Source organism: Sphingobacterium sp. NPDC055431 (assembly GCF_053644255.1).
In genome coordinates, this window is the sequence record NZ_JBSHLH010000001.1 from 570,787 (window position 1) to 589,760 (window position 18,974).

Sequence of the window (18,974 nt, forward strand, 5' to 3'; positions counted from 1 at the left end):
TTCTCTAATGCTTATTTGTTCTTCCACTCTACATGGGTATCTTCCCATTTTCTGTTTTTTGCAGAGTTGATAACCGCTTCGCAGACCTTCTGTGTTTCCAGGGCATCCCTAAAAGTTGGGTGGCATTCTTCGCCTGTTTCCAAGGTTTGTAAAAAATCTGCTACTTGGTGTACGAAGGAATGCTCGTATCCCAAAGATAGACCCGGAACCCACCATTTATCCATGTAAGGTTGGTCACCATCTGTAACATGGATTGAGCGCCATCCTTTGACGATGGAATCATCAGCATTGTTGAAATATTCCAGTCGGTTCATATCATGTAGATCCCATTTCAAGGAACCCTTTTCACCATTGATCTCAAAGGTAAATAAGGCTTTGTGACCACGGGCATAGCGCGTCGATTCAAACAGACCTAAAGACTCATTATCAAAATGACAATGGAATATACAGGCATCATCGATCTTGACATCTTCCATTTTACCGGTCTCTTCATGCATACGCTGTTTCACGAAGATTTCAGTCATGGCCGATACATCCTTGATACCTCCATTGATCCACATCGCTAAATCAATACAGTGTGCCAATAGGTCACCGGTAACTCCAGAACCTGCAGCATCTGCATCCATTCTCCAAAATGCGGCACCTCCCTGTGGAAGGTTCTCGTTGATGGTCCAATCCTGAAGGAAGTTACTGCGATAGTGGAAGATCTTGCCCAGTTTGCCGCTGTCGACGATCTGTTTAGCCAATGTAACGGCAGGTAAACGGCGGTAATTGTACCAAATGGTGTTTTTCACCTTATTAGATTCAACGGCTTCTACCATTTTCTCGCCTTCTTCCAAAGTTCTGGAAAGCGGTTTTTCGCAGAGCACCATTTTACCGGCTGCCGCTGCAGCAACAGCGATTTCCATATGCATGTTGTTTGGGGTACAGATGTCTACCGCATCGATATCATCCCTAGCGATCAGTTTCTTCCAGTCGGTCTCGTAGGACTCATAGCCCCACTGCTCCGCAAAGGCTTTCACTTTGTCTTCACTGCGTGAACATACAGCCTTTAGGACAGGTGTATATTCCAGATCAGGAAAGAAATTAGGTACGCGTTTATATCCATTAGAATGGGTTCTTCCCATGAATCCACATCCTATTAATCCAATTCTTAATTCTTTTTTGCTCATGATTTTTTCTTTTGAAGATTACTCGGACCATCCATTTACCTCGCGAACCTCGATCAAGGTTTTCAAGATCGAATCCCAGGTTTCTTGTTTGTGCATGACCTCATTTGGGAACATACATCCATCCCAACAGATATGGTTGAAGGCTTTGGTCGGATTGCCATTTTCATCCTTCATCCAGAAGCCAGCATCCTTAGCGATATCCAAACGACCGTTAGGGTCTGTCGGTAAACAGTGTCTTCCGGTTTTATCGTGTGATCCTGATCCAAATACGGTTCCATCATTTTGGGCAACGTGGAAGTCTATGGTCCAAGGGCGTAGTTTTGAAGTCAGGAACTTAAGTCCTCGTTCCAATTCTTCACGGTCATCCCATTGGAAATCAGGTTTTAAGATGCGGTCTTCAGGTGCGTTATAGCCCAATAGATAAAGGAAAGTGTGGGACATATCTGCCTGGAAGCCCATATTATCACGATCTACCATCTCTAGGGTTTCCAGCATGGTTTTCCAGCTTTGCATACCACCCCAGCAGATTTCACCTTCAGCCGCTAAACGCTCGCCATATTCTGCCGCAGCATCGCAAGCCCTACGGAAAGTGTCTGCAATTAATTTGGTGTTTTCCGTAGGGTTCTTCGCCCATTCCTCTACACTGCTCGCTGAGTCCACACGGATTACATTATTGGTTCGGATTCCTTCTTTTCTTAGTTTATATCCAAACTCAGCAGCTTTTCTTACCACTTCTACAAAGCGGTCTCTGTCTGCTTGTGAGCCCATTGCTGAACCACCATCGGGAGGCCAGATAGGGGCAACTAGCGTACCTATAGCTAGGCCATAGGTTCCTCCAATCTTGTCTACCACTGATTTTATATGGTCGTCCGAAGTGTCCAACTTAACATGTGGATCAAATAATCCTAAGTCAACACCATCGAATTTTACGCCGTTTACTTCTGCTTTTGCTGTTTTTTCCAATAACTCATCCAAAGAAATGATGGGTTCATGGTCTCCTTTTCCAACAATGCCTGGCCATGTAGCATTGTGTAATTTTGGGAAATTGTTCTTGCTCATAACTACGTTTATTTATTCATTAATTAACCTTTTACTACCAAATCCGGATTGTCTGGACCGAAATGCTTTAACATCACGATCGGATCTGTTGTAGAATGGTTCTGAATGGTTACTCCTCTTTTTGCCGCTTCTTCAGATACAAAGTATTCATCAAAAGTCAGTTGTCCATAACGGATCAAGGCTGGTGTTTCGATGGTCCAATCATTCATCTTGCCATATCCCTGCATCATGATCAATCCATAGGCTGCTCCATCTGTAATGGTTACGGTTTGTCCAGGGAATACCGTTAATTCTTTGGCACTGAAAGCGGTTGATTTATAGCATACCCATTTCTCTGAATAGCCTAGGCTTTCCATTTCTTTTTCATCCTTCACTGGAAGTGGAGCCATAAATCTATTTTTCATCATGTCCGGGTCAACGTTCAGATCCCAGTCAATGATATCCATCAAGGCGTCATAATCGCCTTTCATGTTTTCAGGTACACCTTTCCATAATAACTCTTCAGGGATGATCGCTTCATTCACCAAGGATTGGTACATCGCAAAAACATCTGAAGCCTTTTGCGGTTCATAGGTACATAAGCTACCTGGAGCATGCAATAAGCCAGGAGGAACATCCCATCCGGTACCCGGTTCCAAGCGGTATGCTTGAGAATAATTGGTGATCTTATTGTCACCTTTGGCAAAGTTCTCCAGACATTCTTTGATAGTCTCTTTCGGAGTTCCAGGAGCAATTCCCATAAAGGTATATGGGAAATCACCGCCATGGTTGTTCAACTGTGGTGGGAAATAATACGCCTCTGGTTTTCCTTGTTGTTCGATCAGCGCCGCTTTTTCATCATTGTGGTGGATGTGGTGGGGTAGTGGTCCCATGTTGTCAAAGAACTTGGAATACATAGGCCAGCTTTGATATTCATCCCAAAGACGGTCACCAATTAATTTTCCTTTTAAATGGTCAACGCAGTCAGCTAATAATACCTGTTCTGTTTTACCATTTTCTTCATATACTACAAAACTCAATCCTTCAAATTCACCCGTCAAAGGACCGTTCTTAGCAGGAGTAGTCGATGAAAACCAACGTTCATCAATACCACCACGTTCACCGCCTAATACATAGTAATCATCGGGGTGAAGTTTTATCCTTCTGCCTGGTACACAAAAAGATCTCGGCACCCAGTTAGGTGCTAATCTCAATATTCCTTTGCCTTGTTCGAATGCCTTTTCAATGATTTCCATTCTAATTATTTTTATAGGTTTATATACTTGTTTACAAATTCCGTAATGGAGTCGGGGTTATTCAATATACTGATTTCTAAGTTATATTTCCGCTTTTCTCCAGGTTTCAATTGGATTAATTCCCCTCGTTCGCGCATCAGTTTCTGTCCGAGTGGAGGGTTGGTGCCAGGTTCCAGACCTGTTACATATTCACCTCTGCCCCAATGTTGCCAATTGGTCAACCAAGGCAGCTGCTTCTTATTGAAGCTTAATTTTAAGGCAAAGCCTAATTTTTCATTGAAGATTCCACAGTCTACTTGGCCTTGCTCATTACTATCCACATCTATCAATGCTGCTTCTTCCCCTGAACCACTGTGGTCCTCCCTTGGTTCTTGACAGGTTCGGAAGTCTTGTCCTTCTTTAAAAATCTTGTTGTCTGCGCCGGTTTCGCGAGATTGCCAAGCTCCTTTCCAGAGCAGTTTGGTTCCCGCATCAATGAAAGGCCACCCAAAGTTGAAATGGTATAAAATCATATGGGAAGAATAGATATTACCGATATTCTGTATCTCATCATCCAAATAAATGGTTGGATGACCTAGATTGCATCGTATTGTGCGCGTAATCTCGATGTTATCTCCTAGGGGATGGCCTTGAAATATTTTTCCAGTAATGGACATTTCGTAATCGCCGTTGGCTAGATCGGGCTGCTTGATGGATATGAGTTCTGCAGGGCTGTTGCTGAATTGATCATGCAAGCCGCGTTGTCCATGTTCATCTTGTTCCGGTCCTCCAACATGGGTGACTCCACAGGTCGTCAGTAATCCACCTCCAAAGGTTCTTAACCAATCGATTCCCTGGTCTGAGAAGGGTTGCGGAGCAGTGACCCCCAAGCGACTTAGCCAACTCAAGTTAAACTGATTGAACGAAGCGTCCGCTATATCCATACCGCGGTCGATGACTACCTTGAATCGTAGTCCTGCCCCTGTATTGATCCAAGCTATACGTGTTCCTTTCCCCCTTCCATTATCCAAAATGGAAGTTTCTATGCCTCCAACTTGGGCCACATGGGAGACTTTGTTCAACCAGTCTTGCTTTGAGTTTTCCAATGCCTTACTTATTTTTTGTTATAAACTTCACTTTTTTCATTACCACCGGACATCAGGTAGGCCATGATATCTTTAACTTCATCAGGACTCATTACATTCAATGTTCCTGGAGGCATGATCGAGACCTCGGAACGGTTCATGGATTTAACTGTGTTTTTCGCAATGGTCTTGGTCACTTGAGGAGCGTATGGATTCTGTGAAATCACATAATTGTGTTCATCCTCACTCATCAAACGGCCTAATACATTCGTTCCATCTTTCAGATTGAATACTTTGGATTCATACTGATCAGAAATCACCTTACTAGGTTCGATGATCGCCTCTAACATATCGCGTTTAGAAAAACGGGTGCCTAATTGGGTTAAATCAGGACCTACGGAACCCCCTTCACCTTTGATGGTATGGCAGGAACCACACTTAACAGCAAGGAACAGTTCTCTTCCGCGGTTGAAATTGCGGACACCGGTGTTTTCATCCACAACTTTCAGTGCCGAATCAATTTCCCATGCTCTACCTGGACCCTTCGGACCCTCTACTTTCTCAGCCAATCTATTTCCTTGAGCATTGATCAAAGAGTCTCCTGACATCTTACCGTACATGGCAAGTTGGTCTTGCGGTACGTTTTTCAATGCCATTTTACGTGCATTGTCAATAAAACCGATGTAACTGTTACCGCCTTTATAGCCGAATGCTTTGTAGAACCAATTGAAATATTGCTCACGTAGCTCCGGGGTCCAACCCACACTGGTATTGCTCAATGCAGTAACCATGAAGATCTGTTGTGCAGGTGGAATATTGGCCAACATATCAGCAATGTCCAATCCATACTGTGGATTTCTCAGGATTAAATCCGAAGAGTTCATAAAGCTGGTTTGGGTGGTGTCATCTTTTGCATTGGCTAGAATGTCAAGTGTCTTCTTAACTGCCGGTTCACTGTTTAGGGCAAGTAAGATTTTGGACAGTTCCCTATTGGTATAGTTGGATTTGGCAGGGTAGAAAGGTTCTAACCTTTGGGCCAAAGCAGCTGCATCAGCATCATTGACCTTACCCATGCGGGCAATGACAATCTCGTAAACCCTTAGCAGGTTTTCCAACATCTTAGGTGTAATCTTTTCTACTGGAATAGTAGCCAGTTTTTTCATGATCTGAGGCTGAAGGGAAGGATCAGCAACATGAGCCATCGCTACCATCGCTTCAGTCAATCGAACCACGTTGCGTTCTGCAAAAACTTTGTCTTTCCAGGTCTCAAACGGTTGGTGTTCTACTGCTAAACGTGCAGCATAACGGATGAATCTATCCTCATGACCTAAATATTCCCAAACTTTATCAACAGTTCCTGCCGCAGATGGTCTGTGGTATTGCTCAATCTCTCTACGCAATTTCACCAATTCATTAGGCTCAGCTTTTTTGACCTCATTATTGATCTTATCACGATCTTTATGGTATACACGGTATAAGTCAGATTCCAAACGTCTACCACCCGTAAGGAAGTAAAGACTTCCATCTGGACCAATGGTTCCATCGGTCAAAGGTAGTGGAGATCCTGAGATAAATTCTTCCGCTTTCGCTGTATAGCTAGCTCCATTTGGTTGTAATTGGATGGCATAGATGATACCGAAACTCCAATCAAATGCGAACAGGCTGTTTCTATATTTATCAGGAAACTTAGCTTGGCTAGGGTTGATGAAGTTAGTAGGAGATCCTTGACCAATATTTAAAGTCGCAGGAAGGTTGTCTAAGAATCTTTCATCCCATTTCGCATCACCTTTTCTCCAACCATATTCACCACCACTAGGAACATGTAAAATCCTTGTCGGACGGTACCAAGGCATACCGAAATCCCATTCCATATCAGAGTCGTAGGTAAATAACTCACCTTCATTATTGAAGGCTAAGTCAAATCCATTACGCATTCCAGATGCAATTAGATCCCAAGATTTACCTTCTGAATCTGTTTTTGCAATCCATCCACCATTCAGGTGAGAATCCGCATCGTGTCCATGGGTATCTAAGATATAAGGAATCAAATTATCCACTTTATCATTAGGTAAAGAACGATAATTGTCCATTTTAGGGATTTTAGTAAAGTTACCGGCAATAACATAGATCATAGAATCTGGTCCTAACACAATGCTGTGCGGTCCATGTTCACCCTCTCCCTCTAATTCCATCAACTGTGTGATTTTATCTAATTTATCATCATTGTTGGTGTCTTGAAGTCTGTATAGACCAGAGCCTTTAGAAAGGTTCTCATTAGGACGGTGGTTGATCATAACATATAAGCTGTTATATGCCCATAGCAAACCTTGCGCAAAGCCCATCCCTACTTTATTGCTAGTCGTATCTTTAGGGTCACGGCCTTCGATAGGGAAGTCTAATGCTTCAATTTTCGGCTTAACAGTCGAATCTGAACCAAGAGGAGGCAATTCAACGCGGAATAGACCACCAAATTGATCCGATGTTATCATGCGACCTTTGTCATCAAAAGTCATGGAAACCCAAGATCCTTTTTTGTCATCAGAAGGACTATAGATATGCTCGATTTCAAAGCCATCGGGCAATGTTATTTTATCCGTTTTTGGATTAGGTTCTTTTACCTCCTCCTTTTCCTTCTCTTGTTTACAAGCCCCTGCGAATATGAACAGGAACAAGGCAAACAAATACAATTGTGCTCTTTTCGTTTTTATCATTTGGTTTTTATGTTGATATAGTTTATAACAGCTTAAAAATACCTACCAGCCCTCATTCTGCTTAATACCATTGATCTGAACCTCACGCTGAGGGATCGGATATAATAGTTTGAACGGTTGGATATTATATGAAGCACTGCTTAGTCGAGTCAATCTTTTCTTTTCCTCGGCACCATGAGCAGTCATCACTTCAATGGCTTTTCCAGTTCTTAGAAGTTGATACCACCTATGGTTTTCAAAGGCAACTTCAACTCTTATTTCATTTGCAATGGCCGTTCTCAAAGCATCTTTGGCCAGTCCTGACAAAGGTTTCAATCCGGCTCTTTTTCTCACGATATTCAGGTTTGCCAAAGGATCTCCTGATCCAACCTCGTTCTGCGCCTCTGCCAACATCAATAGAACATGGGCATAGCGATAGATTGGCCAGTTTTCATTCGATCTTCCATCCTCGATATAAGGCGCATGATAGTATTTCTTGATAAATGGCATACTACCTCCAAAAGCCTTCGACTCTTGAAATGCTGCATTTGAAGGGTCGTTGAACATTTGAATAGACTTGTCTCTACGCGCATCTCCTTGTTCATAGGCATTGTATATGCTCGGTGTAGGAATGTTGCTTCCGCCTAAGTTTCCGGAGAAACCGACCAATTGCATCTTTGCATTCCTTGGGCCGAACATGAAAATGAAGTTACTGTTTTCACCTTCTACTGATTGATCAAACTGTACTTCAAAAACTGACTCTGCATTATTCTTTGAATTAGGACTAAAACAGGATGCGTAATCTGGCATCAATGAATAGCCTAATTTGGTTACTTCTTGAAAATTGGTTACTGCCTCAGCATATTGCTTTCTTGTTAGGTAGACCTCACCCAATAGCGTATAGGCTGCTCCTTTGGTCGCTCTTCCTACGCTTCCTTTGTCATAGCTTGGAAGTAAGTTTGCAATGGCATCCTTAGCATCTTGGATAATGACTGCATAAATTTCGTCTACTGTACCTTTTTTGCCATCCGAGAATGCATCCGAAGGATTTGCAACCTCTTTCGTCAGCAAAGGAACTTCACCAAAAAGTCTTACTAAATGAAAGTACGAAAATGCTCTCAAAAACTTGGCCTCTCCCAGGTATTGTAACTTTAATTTTTCATCCGAGAACTGTACTTGATCAATCCTGCTGATGATGGCGTTGGATTGTTGAATCGCAACATACAGGTTTACCCAAGTGGTATTCACGTAGTTATTGGAAGAGGTGATCAAGAATTCATCAATTTCTTCCCGCTGCTGCACGCCACGGTCCGTTTCATCATATTGATAATTGGTATTGTCCGATCTCATCTCTGTCATTGCATTGAAATCACTCGTATAGAGTACCTGCAATCTGCTGTATGCACCATTTACTGCCCGAAGGATCTGTCCTTCGTTTTCATAATAGTTCTCTCCACTGGAAAAGGTATAGGGCTTTACATCCAATAATTTATTGCAGGAGCTCATGCTCAATAACCCTAGACCTAATAGAATATATCTTAGTTTCATAATCCTTGTCTTAAAAATTGAAATTCAACCCTAATGTGTAAATCTTTGGAACAGGGTAAGCCGAATAGTCGATCCCTGGTACCAATGGACTTATATCCCCTCTGTTTATGTTAGTTCCTTCTGGGTTTCCATCATAATTGGTAAATAAGAATGGATTCTGAAGGTTAGCATAAATCCTAAGGTTGTTTAACACTCCACCAATGCTCTTAGGGAGGGAGTAGCCTATTGTAATGTTCTTGATCCATAGGTAATCTGTCTTTTGGACAAATAGGGAATGGGTATCACGATACATTACACGGCCTCTACCAGTACCGTTGGTTGTTGGTACCAGACCACTACCTGGATTAGATTCTGATCTCCAACGATCAGCAACCTCCTTACGCACATTAAATACCCCGTCGATGTTGTCCGTATAGAACCTGGTTGCATGCAACATTTCTTGTCCCATGGAACCCACCATCATCACTCGGAAATCAAATGCTTTATAAGTCAAGGTATTGGTCATACCAAAGTTGAAGTCAGGATAAGGATTACCGATTACCGCAAAGTCATCGTTCGGTGTAATCTGGCCATCTCCGTTCACATCCTTCATTTTTAAGTTCCCTGGGATAGCTCCTGGGAATGCTGGATTATTGTCTACATCTGCTTGATTTTGATAAATTCCTTCCACTACATAACCGATGATCATACCTACCGGTTGACCAATCTCGGTGATATTGGTAAAGTTTCCTTCCGAACTCTGTCCTGAGAAGATAGGGTCTGTACTACGGCCAAGGGCAATGACTTTGTTGCGGTTGAATGAAATATTGAAGTCGGTATTCCAGGTAAAGTTTTCACGGGCAATATTTGCTGAACTGATTGAGAACTCGAAACCTTTATTTTCGACATCACCACGATTTTCTACGACGGAGCCGAATCCTGATGAGTTAGGAATTGGGGTATTCAATAATAGATCTAAGGTGTTACGTTTATAATAGTTGGCGGTTAAAGTCAAACGGTTATTCCATGTAGTGAAATCCAAACCAATGTTCAACTCCTTCATCCTTTCCCAACCTAGGAAGCTGTTTCCAAGACTGTTCATAACACGACCTGGTGCCAATCCGCCTCCAAAAATATAGTTGGAAGCACCGATGCTGCTTAATGAAGCATAATTGGCAATATTGAAGTTACCTGAACGTCCATAAGAAGCCCTCAGTTTTAACTCATCAATCCACTCTTTATCTTTCAGGAAAGCTTCTTCGGATAATCGCCAACCGACTGCAACCGATGGGAAAGAACCCCAGCGATTGTCCTTACCAAATCTTGAGGAGCCATCCGCACGGAAAGACCCTGTCAAGATATATCGATCTAGGTAGGAGTAGTTAACCCTAGCTAAATAGGATATCAATCCCCAGTCTTCAATTCCTGTGCCTCCGGTTATTCTTGCTGCAGCATTCAAGGTCTGAATGTCGTCATCTGGGAATTGGGCACCGTTGAAGTTGGCATTCTTGTTCTTTTGCATTTGGATGGAATAACCTGCCAATGCAGAAATCGAATGTCCGTTATCTGAAGAGTAATCGTAGTTTAAGGTGTTTTCATTTGCCCAGTTGATGTATTGGCCTCTTCCATAACTTCCGCTAGGAATAGATGCACCAGGGGCATTTTGATTAGGTAGAGTGGAAGGTCTAAAGGTCTCGCCACTTTCATCTTGATAGTCTACGTTGAAGGTAGTCTTGAACTTTAGGTTGTCCAAAAAGCTATATTCTGCATAGGTACTCATCAATAGCTTTAACTTGGAGCTCTTGTTGGTCCGCTCATTTAAGAACATCACAGGATTGGGGTTCCCAAAAGTTCCAGCAGATTGAATATACGGAACATAGGAGCCATCATCGTTATATATTTTGGCGACAGGAGTCGTGATCTCAAAGAATTCATCCCGTCCTTGTCCATTGATTCCACCTTCAATGTAGGATAGGGTAGGGTTGATGTTCATCCCTAATTTTAATTTCTTTGCAAAATTCCCTTCCACATTCGCACGGATGGAGAAACGGTCAAAGCCCGAGTTCAACATCACGCCCTTCTGGTTCAAATATCCTGCAGACACAAAAGAACGAATGCTTTCATTACCACCAGAGAAATTCACGTTGATATCCGACATCGGAGCGATTCGGGTAACTGCATCATACCAATCCACACCTTCACCCAATGCAGCAGGGTTTCTATATTCTTCAGGGATATCATTTATTGTGGGTTCCCTTCCTTCTTCAAACCTGATTTTATCTTCGATGGCCTCTTTCCTGAATTGTGCAAATTCTTCAGCATTCATCAGGTTAGGTCTACCTTTCTGAGGGACTTGTTGTAAGCCGGAACTTGCCGCTACATCGATTCTCATCTTACCATCCGTACCACGTTTGGTATTGATCAAGATTACCCCATTAGAGCCTCTAGAACCATAAATTGCCGTGGCAGAAGCATCCTTCAATACGGTCATCGACTCAATATCGTTGGGGTTGATGGTTGCCAAAGGATTTCCCCTTTCACTGGATGATCCAGGAACTGGAAATCCATCAATAACATAGAGTGGCTGGCTACCAGCACCAATTGCCCCAATTCCCCTGATCTGAATCCTTGGTCCACCACCTGGAGTACCATTGGAATTACTGACCTGTACTCCCGAAAGTTGTCCGGTTAATGCTTGGTCAGGACTAGCGATAGCCTGTCCTTTTACATTTTTCATAGACACAGCGGCAATCGATCCAGTAACGTCTTTTTTCTGCTGACTACCATAACCAACGACTACCACTTCGGTAATGTCCTCACTGCTACTGTCCAATGCAATGTTTTGTGTACCAGCAGCATTGACAACGATTTCCTTCGAAGTGAAACCAATATTGTCAAAGGTCAGGGTTTGGCCTTTGTTCAATTCGATTTCATAATTTCCGTTTTCATCGGTTGCAGTCGCCGAGTTCGTGCCTTTTACGCGAACAGAAACACCAGCAATAGGAACCCCATTGGCATCACTAACCGTTCCTGTGACCTTGATTTTCTCTTGGCCAAACAAGTTTAAGTTGCTGATGCCCGTGTTATGTTCCACGGAGATGTTGTGTGTTTCTTTATTCATAGTAGAATAATTGTTGACCTCGGAATAGCCGGCCTGCGATAGAATCAAAGCAGGAAAGATCAACGATAATTGCAGGAATCTTTTCTTGGGTTCATTTCCGAATGTGAACCCTAAAACCCTCCTAAATGTTACGATAGGCGCAATTGATCGATGGTTTTTAGTTTTGTTTAATTGGTCATATTGCATACCTTTGCAAAGTTAAATGGTTAAACAATAAAGAGTTTCGACCCTCTTGGTTAGTTTAAAAAGACCATTGATATTGAACCGATAGTGCGGGAACACTGTCGGTTTTTTTATTGGTCTTTTTCAATGTTATTGTTCAATAACAGATCATCCTTTTTCTAAGTAATACATGTTTTCGTTTTTCATTTGGTTTATTGGCAGTCTAGGTTGAAGAGCTACCGGAATTAGTTATTAGTTATAGGTTGCCAATACTTTGGCTGTAATCCAAATATAGCTATCCACTTTAGGTTGAGCATCCTGCACCGTCCTGTAGAATGGTTTTGAATGAGGATTGGAGGGGAGAAAAGGAGGGGAGATTTGAGAGGTGTTTTAGTCGTGTCACCCTGATGCAAGAAGGGTCTCGGAGTACGATTTTGACTTGAGTTCCATAAAGTTCCGAGATGTTTCGTGCCTCAACATGACACACCGATGGGTTGTATTTTAGTCGTGTCACCCTGATGCAAGAAGGGTCTCGGAGTACGGTTTTGACTTGAGTTCCATAAAGTTCCGAGATCTTTCGTGCCTCAACATGACAAAATAAAAGAAACTCACAAAAACACTTTTTCACTCACTAATCAGGAATTGGTTTAGGATCTAGTGTAATTCTTCTGCTTCATCGTTAAGAAACTTCCATTCTGGATTAAAATCATTTATTAATGCTTCCTTTTTCGCTCTGGTCCATCCCTTAATTTCTTTTTCTTTATTAATAGCCGCACGTATATTCACGAAAATCTCATAAAACAAGAGGTGTTTTATCTTATATTTTTTTGTAAAACTATTCATTCCATAATTTTGAAACTCATGTTGATATAATCGATATCTCAAATTATTGGTAACTCCAGTGTAAAGGACAGTCCTTGATAGATTTGGAATTATATAGACAAAATATAATTTTTTGATTGGCTTCATGTCAATAAGGTAGGGGTTCTGTATTACTTAGAACTTTACTTTTTATTAATTAATCCCCCCACCTGATAGGACAGGATAGTCTTTCCCTGACCCATTCCTATCTTTAATCAATCCCGCTTTTCTTCCAAAACTTATCCACTTAATAAAACTATTGCATAAAAAGGATGAAAATGGAAAGGTAATTTCCGAAATTGAAGTACCTAAAATATTATACCTGATTAAATCATAACGAATGGGGACCCTAAGGATAGTATGCTGTATTTGTCTAGGCTTGTTGTTAAACCTTGCAGCTTCGTATGCAAGCATACAGCCTAAATATCTGCGTACAGAATATAAGATCAATCCCTATGTAGAAGAAAGTAAACCGCGATTGAGTTGGGAGCTTGAAGGCAAGGGATTCAACCAATCTCAATTAGCTTATCAGGTTATGGTAGCCAGTTCGGAAGCCTTGCTTAGAAAGAACCAAGCAGACCTTTGGGACAGCAAAAAGGTAAATGGCAACCAAACCAATCAGATTGAATATGCTGGAAAGTTACTTCAGTCGGGACAACGGGTTTATTGGAAGGTCCGCTCCTGGGATGAAAAGGATAGAGTTGGCAAATGGTCGGAAATCCAATATTGGGAATTGGCGAAACCTAACCCACAGGATTGGAAAGCAAAGTGGATCGGGGTTGATTTAAACCACTTAGCTCCTAAAGGAGAATATCATTTACCACCTTCGCCATATTTACGAAAAGAGGTCTCTCTAAAGAAGAAAATTAAATCCGCGCGATTATACATTAGCTCCCTTGGACTCCATAATTTTTATGTCAATGGAGAAAAGATAGGGCGCGATTATTTTGCATCAGGTTGGACTGACTATAATAAGCGTGTATATTACAATGTATATGATGTCACAGATCAATTGAGCGATGGGAACAATGTGTTTGGCGCCATATTATCCAGTGGCTGGTATGCCGGTTATTTAGGCTATGCCTTGTTGGTCGGTTCCCCGCAGGTAAACCAGTTCTATGGAAAATTCCCTCTTTTGAAGGCACAGATCGATGTAACCTACGAGGATGGGAGCAAAGAGCATATTGCCTCCGATTCAAGTTGGAAATACAGTACTGGTGCCATACTGGAATCAGATTTCTTGGAAGGTGAAAAGCATGATGCCAGAAAGGAACCACAGGGATGGAATAGGGTTGGTTTCGATGCAAGTGCGTGGACCGATATCCAAGAGTTTCCAGACCAAGAAGGGCAGGAACTTGAAATCTATCCAAGTAATCCAGTTCGGGTATTGCAGGAGTTATCCGCCAAGTCCATTAAGAAAATTGCTGATGGTCAATATATCGTGGATTTTGGCCAAAACTTCGCTGGTAATATCCGGTTAAAGATCAATGGCAGCAAAGGAGATTCCCTGGTCTTTCGATATGGAGAAATGCTGTTTCCTGATGGTAAGCTGATGACGGATAACCTGCGAAAAGCAAGAGCTACGGATACATACATCCTAAACGGGTCAAAGAATGAGGAGTGGAGTCCTAGCTTCACCTTTCATGGCTTCCAGTTCGTGGAAGTTACCGGATTGGAAGTGGAACCTAGCCTTGATTTCTTGACAGGCTTGGTGATGAGTTCGGATCTCGACCAGGTAGGAAGTTTTGAATCCGACAATCCCATGCTAAATCAGCTTTACAGTAATATCCTTTGGACCCAGAAAGCTAATTATCTAGATATACCGACCGACTGTCCGCAAAGGGATGAAAGGTTGGGCTGGACGGGCGATGCCCAAGTATATATGCGTTCGGCGATCTTCAATGCCGATGTTGCGCCATTCCACAAGAAATGGATCAAAGACCTGAATGATTCCCAATGGCCGAATGGTGCCTATCCCATCTATGCCCCTATGCCAGTTAATGCAGAAGGGGTAGCTGCAATCAGAGCATCCGATTCTTTCTCACCGGGCTGGTCTGAGGCGGGGATTATCTGCACGTATGAATATTTTAAAGCCTATAATGACCTTCGCATTGTTCGGGAGTCACTTCCATTTATGAGGAAATTTATGGCTTTCCTAAAGTCCAGGACGAAAGGCAATGTGTTGCAGGAAGGAGCTTTTGAAGATGTAAACCCAAAAGGTGGATTTGGAGATTGGTTGTCGGTAGGAGAAAAGACAAGTCCTAATCTATTGGCCACAACCTACTATTTCTACTGCAATAAATTGATGGCTGAGATGTGTCGTGCAATTGGAGATATGCAACTAGCTACGGATTATGAAAAAGAGTCTTTTGCCGTTAAGATGGGGTTCAAACAACATTATATGGACGAACATGGAAAACTGAAAACCAATTCCGCGTTCTATGGAAAGGGTGAAGGCTATGTGGAAGGTCAAAACGGCTTTTCTGGCCATACCCAAACCGCCTATGCCAATGCATTGTATTCAGGAATATTGGATGAGCAGGATGAAGCCTTGGCAGGTAAATATCTCCGAGAGCTTTTGGAAGCCAATGGCAATAAGTTGAGTACCGGTTTCTTGGGTTTCAAACCGCTTTTGCCAGCATTGACTGCTTCTGGTTCAACTGATAAGGCTTACATGCTCTTACAAAGTACTGAATACCCATCCTTAGGCTACGAGGTGGTAAATGGAGCGACTTCCATTTGGGAACGTTGGGATAGCTATAGCAAGGAAAAGGGATTTATCCATAATGCAGCCATGAATTCCTTCTCGCATTATGCTTTCGGTTCGGTAAATGAATGGATGTTTGAGCATATACTGGGCATAAAGTTGAAAGAAAATGGTTTCCAGGAGGTCTATATACAGCCTGAAATTGGTGATTTTGGAATCAATGAGGTAGCGGGATCCTATCGTTCCATAGCTGGCAACATCAAAAGTGCATGGAGCAGATCGGAAAAGGAAGTCATACAGGAAATCCAGATTCCAGTCAATGTGGTCGCTTATTGCAGTATAAATACGGAGGATCTAAAGGATGTAAAAATAAATGGAGAACCCATTGATCGAAACAACCTCGTACGTTCCTTAAAGAAACTAGATGGGAAAATCTTGGTCGAACTTGGCTCGGGTAAGTATACAATCAGAACAGCTCTTTAATCAAAATAGATTTATGAAACAGGTAGCTTTTAAAATGAAACTTCTGCCGGGCAATGAAGCGGAATATCTTCGTCGGCATCAGGAGATATGGCCGAAATTGGCAAAACTCTTAAAAGAGAATGGAATCTCTGATTATTCCATTTTTTTAGATCCGGAGACCTTGGATCTCTTTGCGGTGCAGACCTTGGCTGAGGGATTTGTAGAACAAAAATTAAAGGCAGATCCCATTATGAAGGAATGGTGGGCCTATATGAAGGATCTGATGGAAACCAATGCAGATTATTCACCAAAAACTTTTCCCTTAAAACAAGTATTTTACTTACCTTAGGATGTATACAAAGTAAACCTATATTGTAATACATATCTTATGACTTCCAAGGTAACTGATTTCTTAAAGACCATCCAGATTAGTGACTTTTCTGCTACCCCAAAATACAAGCAGCTAGCCAGTGCTATTATCGATGCGGTCAAGAACGGTGCATTGGAAAAAGAGGATATGCTACCCTCCATCAATGAACTTTCGGTGTATGTGGATATTTCCCGGGATACCGTGGAAAAAGCATATAAGTTCCTTAAAAATGCGGAAGTCATCGCCTCCATTCCGGGTAAAGGATATTACATTGCGACCACAGATGTCAAACAGAGACAGAAGATCGCGATCCTCCTTAATAAGCTCAGTGCCCATAAAAAGTTGGTTTATGATTCCTTTGCAAGAGAATTGGAAGATGATGCCGCCCTCGATCTTTTTGTATATAACTCAGATATCACCTATCTGCGGACCCTTTTAGGTGGATTGACGAAGACCTATGATTATTATGTGCTCTTCCCTCACTTTAAGGAAGGAAGGGATCAAGCTCCTGATATTATCAATAAATTGATTCCACCTGAAAAGTTGATCCTATTGGGTAAGTATATAGATGATATACAAGGGGATTTTGCAGCGGTATATGAGAATTATGAGAAGGATATCTATGGGGCATTGGAAGAGGCCCTTCCTTCCCTGAGTAAGTACCATACCCTGAACCTGATCTTTCCGGACAATAGTGACTATCCCAAAGCGATTATCAAGGGATTCTATAAATTTGCCCAGCAATATGCGTTCAACCATTCTCTAGTCAGTGAATTGGAGAAGGAAAAAATAGAATTGGGTAGCTGTTATATCAATATCGCAGAAGATGACCTGGTTAAGCTATTGGACAAGATCATTAAAAAGAACCTCAAGATAGGGCAGGATGTAGGCGTAATCTCCTACAATGAAACCCCTTTAAAGAAATTTATCCTCAATGGGATCACCACGATTTCCACTGATTTTGAAATGATGGGTAAGATGGCGGCAGAGCTTATCAAGAACAAATCGAAAGATCATGTAGAAGTTCCTTTTTACCTGAAGCAAAGGTCATCAATTTAATGAGTTAATAAATTTAGTAAGTAAGGATCATCAAAAATCGTTTCCGTTCATAAACAATTTGTTCTGTAATCTGTTCAATATCAGGTTACAAAAGCAATAACCTTATGAAAATCGTAAAGACTGTTATTTTTACCCTATTCGGCTTGGCCTTTATCTTCTTTGGAACAGCCAAGTTCATCAATATCATTCCGACACCTGAATTGACAGAGGCACAATTATCCATTACAGCAGCATTAGTGAAATTGAAATGGCTTATCCCCTTGGTCGGTACGATGGAGATTATCGGAGGTCTTTTGGTCGCTATCCCCAAAACTCGGGCATTAGGGGCTATAATCCTGTTGCCTATCTTGATAGGAGTATTCCTTCATCATGCTACCTTAGATCCTTCAGGAGCGCCGATGGCTGCCGTATTGGGATTGATTGATATTTGGATCATAGTCGACAACTGGAAGAGATACCTGCCTATGATAAAATAGCACCTTCCGGATCCCTTTTCCATTCCTTCGTTTGAACCAGGATTAAAGGGATGGGAGGATAGACCAAGATTTAAACTGCATCAAACAAATAATTGACCGATGGTTCTTTAGCACATTTCCAATTCTGAACGAGGAGTGAAGAATCTGTACGGTTCTTATAAAAATGGCCTGTCATCTTCAATCGAAGATTGAAGAACTGTACACCAATGCTATCATTTTTGATTATCAGTATTTATAATTCCGAGATGTTTCGTTCCTCAACATGACAGGCTGAGGGAATTAAAGGGTATAGCTCTGAGATGTTTCGTTCCTCAACATGACAAAAAAAGCTAAAAAGATAGCCGCTTTCCACTCTCTCACATCTCATATCTCACATCTCAAATCCAAAAACAAAAAAAGCGAGCATCGCTCGCTTTTTTTGTTTTTCCTATTTCACTGGATATTCCTTAAAAATTCCTTCTACCACTTTCGGTAAATTGTTGATTGATTTTTCAGGGGTTTGAATTTCACCTGATCCTCTCGCTTGCCATAACACCGAATTTGATTTTCGGTCCAAGGCTTCGATGATCAAGTGGGAGTAGCGGACTTTTTCTTTTCCTACCGGATAAGATCTTCCGCCCCAGCCGTAGCCCCACCAAGGACTGAAGCCCCAAGGACCACCCCAGCCCCAGCCTGTATTCCCGTACACCATTCTGCTTTTGTTGTTCACAATCGTGATATATCGGAACAGGATGTCTGGATTTTCTTTGCTGTAGCGCATTCCTCTAGCCTCTAATTCACGGTTTGCAGTCGACAGAATATTATTTCTGGCGATATCGTTCGTAAAGTAGTTCTTGGAAAGGGAATCTACAGGAGGTAACCAACCATATGTTTTATATTGTGCGAAGTCCAAAGTCTGGACTCTCGTGGTATTATATTTATAGGAGCTACAGGAGCCTAAAATGAAGACTACCCCAAGTAGCATGATTGACCAAAACTTTTTCATAAATCTCAATTTATTTTATTAGAC

At 41.9% G+C, this 18,974-nt stretch carries 13 protein-coding genes; 4 read left to right on the forward strand and 9 right to left on the reverse strand.

All coding sequences use genetic code 11. The features are described 5' to 3' along the window. Positions 1 to 11: 11 nt before the first annotated feature. From ACWIB3_RS02450 to ACWIB3_RS02485, 8 genes are all read right to left on the reverse strand, one after another. On the reverse strand, positions 12 to 1,172 hold the full coding sequence (locus tag ACWIB3_RS02450; protein WP_454290777.1) for a Gfo/Idh/MocA family protein: 1,161 nt from the start codon (positions 1,170 to 1,172) through the stop codon (positions 12 to 14). A gap of 18 nt (positions 1,173 to 1,190) precedes the next feature. Beyond that, positions 1,191 to 2,231: a sugar phosphate isomerase/epimerase family protein gene (locus ACWIB3_RS02455; protein ID WP_185210995.1), complete on the reverse strand. Its 1,041-nt coding sequence runs from the start codon at positions 2,229 to 2,231 to the stop codon at positions 1,191 to 1,193. A 23-nt stretch (positions 2,232 to 2,254) separates the two neighbouring features. Beyond that, positions 2,255 to 3,466, reverse strand: coding sequence for a cupin domain-containing protein (locus ACWIB3_RS02460; RefSeq protein ID WP_185216012.1), 1,212 nt, complete (start codon positions 3,464 to 3,466; stop codon positions 2,255 to 2,257). Positions 3,467 to 3,477: 11 nt separating this feature from the next. Beyond that, a complete protein-coding gene (locus ACWIB3_RS02465) occupies positions 3,478 to 4,551 on the reverse strand; it encodes an aldose 1-epimerase family protein (protein ID WP_454290778.1) in 1,074 nt (357 codons plus the stop codon). A gap of 8 nt (positions 4,552 to 4,559) precedes the next feature. Further along, the gene (locus tag ACWIB3_RS02470) at positions 4,560 to 7,241 is read right to left on the reverse strand and encodes a c-type cytochrome (protein WP_454290779.1); all 2,682 of its coding nucleotides are present in this window, start codon (positions 7,239 to 7,241) and stop codon (positions 4,560 to 4,562) included. 42 nt (positions 7,242 to 7,283) lie between these two features. Then, entirely contained in the window at positions 7,284 to 8,768 is a 1,485-nt protein-coding gene (locus tag ACWIB3_RS02475; RefSeq protein ID WP_454290780.1) for a RagB/SusD family nutrient uptake outer membrane protein, read from the reverse strand. Between the two features lie 10 nt (positions 8,769 to 8,778). Further along, the gene (locus ACWIB3_RS02480) at positions 8,779 to 11,868 is read right to left on the reverse strand and encodes a SusC/RagA family TonB-linked outer membrane protein (protein ID WP_185216014.1); all 3,090 of its coding nucleotides are present in this window, start codon (positions 11,866 to 11,868) and stop codon (positions 8,779 to 8,781) included. Between the two features lie 816 nt (positions 11,869 to 12,684). After that, positions 12,685 to 12,999 carry a GIY-YIG nuclease family protein gene (locus ACWIB3_RS02485; protein ID WP_454290781.1) on the reverse strand — a complete coding sequence of 105 codons (315 nt, stop codon included), beginning with the start codon at positions 12,997 to 12,999 and terminating at the stop codon, positions 12,685 to 12,687. Between the two features lie 232 nt (positions 13,000 to 13,231). Between ACWIB3_RS02485 and ACWIB3_RS02490 the strand changes: the two genes are divergently transcribed. The 4 genes from ACWIB3_RS02490 (at position 13,232) to ACWIB3_RS02505 (ending at position 17,965) form a co-directional block, all read left to right on the forward strand. Further along, positions 13,232 to 16,081: a family 78 glycoside hydrolase catalytic domain gene (locus ACWIB3_RS02490; RefSeq protein WP_454290782.1), complete on the forward strand. Its 2,850-nt coding sequence runs from the start codon at positions 13,232 to 13,234 to the stop codon at positions 16,079 to 16,081. Positions 16,082 to 16,094: 13 nt separating this feature from the next. Beyond that, on the forward strand, positions 16,095 to 16,409 hold the full coding sequence (locus ACWIB3_RS02495) for an L-rhamnose mutarotase (protein ID WP_185210979.1): 315 nt from the start codon (positions 16,095 to 16,097) through the stop codon (positions 16,407 to 16,409). Positions 16,410 to 16,448: 39 nt separating this feature from the next. After that, entirely contained in the window at positions 16,449 to 17,489 is a 1,041-nt protein-coding gene (locus ACWIB3_RS02500) for a GntR family transcriptional regulator (RefSeq protein ID WP_185210977.1), read from the forward strand. A 104-nt stretch (positions 17,490 to 17,593) separates the two neighbouring features. Further along, positions 17,594 to 17,965, forward strand: a complete 372-nt coding sequence (locus ACWIB3_RS02505) for a DoxX family protein (protein ID WP_454290783.1) — start codon at positions 17,594 to 17,596, stop codon at positions 17,963 to 17,965. A gap of 427 nt (positions 17,966 to 18,392) precedes the next feature. Here the strand turns inward: ACWIB3_RS02505 and ACWIB3_RS02510 are convergent, their stop codons facing one another. Further along, complete coding sequence (locus tag ACWIB3_RS02510) at positions 18,393 to 18,950, reverse strand: DUF4136 domain-containing protein (protein ID WP_454290784.1); 558 nt, start codon at positions 18,948 to 18,950, stop codon at positions 18,393 to 18,395. Positions 18,951 to 18,974: the final 24 nt, after the last annotated feature.

Excerpts from the sequence above, each read along its gene's own strand:
- ACWIB3_RS02455 (WP_185210995.1), bottom strand. The coding sequence starts at position 2,231 with ATGAGCAAGAACAATTTCCCAAAATTACACAATGCTACATGGCCAGGC.
- ACWIB3_RS02475 (WP_454290780.1), bottom strand. The coding sequence starts at position 8,768 with ATGAAACTAAGATATATTCTATTAGGTCTAGGGTTATTGAGCATGAGC.
- ACWIB3_RS02495 (WP_185210979.1), top strand. The coding sequence starts at position 16,095 with ATGAAACAGGTAGCTTTTAAAATGAAACTTCTGCCGGGCAATGAAGCG.
- ACWIB3_RS02485 (WP_454290781.1), bottom strand. The coding sequence starts at position 12,999 with ATGAAGCCAATCAAAAAATTATATTTTGTCTATATAATTCCAAATCTA.
- ACWIB3_RS02500 (WP_185210977.1), top strand. The coding sequence starts at position 16,449 with ATGACTTCCAAGGTAACTGATTTCTTAAAGACCATCCAGATTAGTGAC.
- ACWIB3_RS02480 (WP_185216014.1), bottom strand. The coding sequence starts at position 11,868 with ATGAATAAAGAAACACACAACATCTCCGTGGAACATAACACGGGCATC.
- ACWIB3_RS02450 (WP_454290777.1), bottom strand. The coding sequence starts at position 1,172 with ATGAGCAAAAAAGAATTAAGAATTGGATTAATAGGATGTGGATTCATG.
- ACWIB3_RS02470 (WP_454290779.1), bottom strand. The coding sequence starts at position 7,241 with ATGATAAAAACGAAAAGAGCACAATTGTATTTGTTTGCCTTGTTCCTG.
- ACWIB3_RS02460 (WP_185216012.1), bottom strand. The coding sequence starts at position 3,466 with ATGGAAATCATTGAAAAGGCATTCGAACAAGGCAAAGGAATATTGAGA.
- ACWIB3_RS02490 (WP_454290782.1), top strand. The coding sequence starts at position 13,232 with ATGGGGACCCTAAGGATAGTATGCTGTATTTGTCTAGGCTTGTTGTTA.
- ACWIB3_RS02505 (WP_454290783.1), top strand. The coding sequence starts at position 17,594 with ATGAAAATCGTAAAGACTGTTATTTTTACCCTATTCGGCTTGGCCTTT.
- ACWIB3_RS02510 (WP_454290784.1), bottom strand. The coding sequence starts at position 18,950 with ATGAAAAAGTTTTGGTCAATCATGCTACTTGGGGTAGTCTTCATTTTA.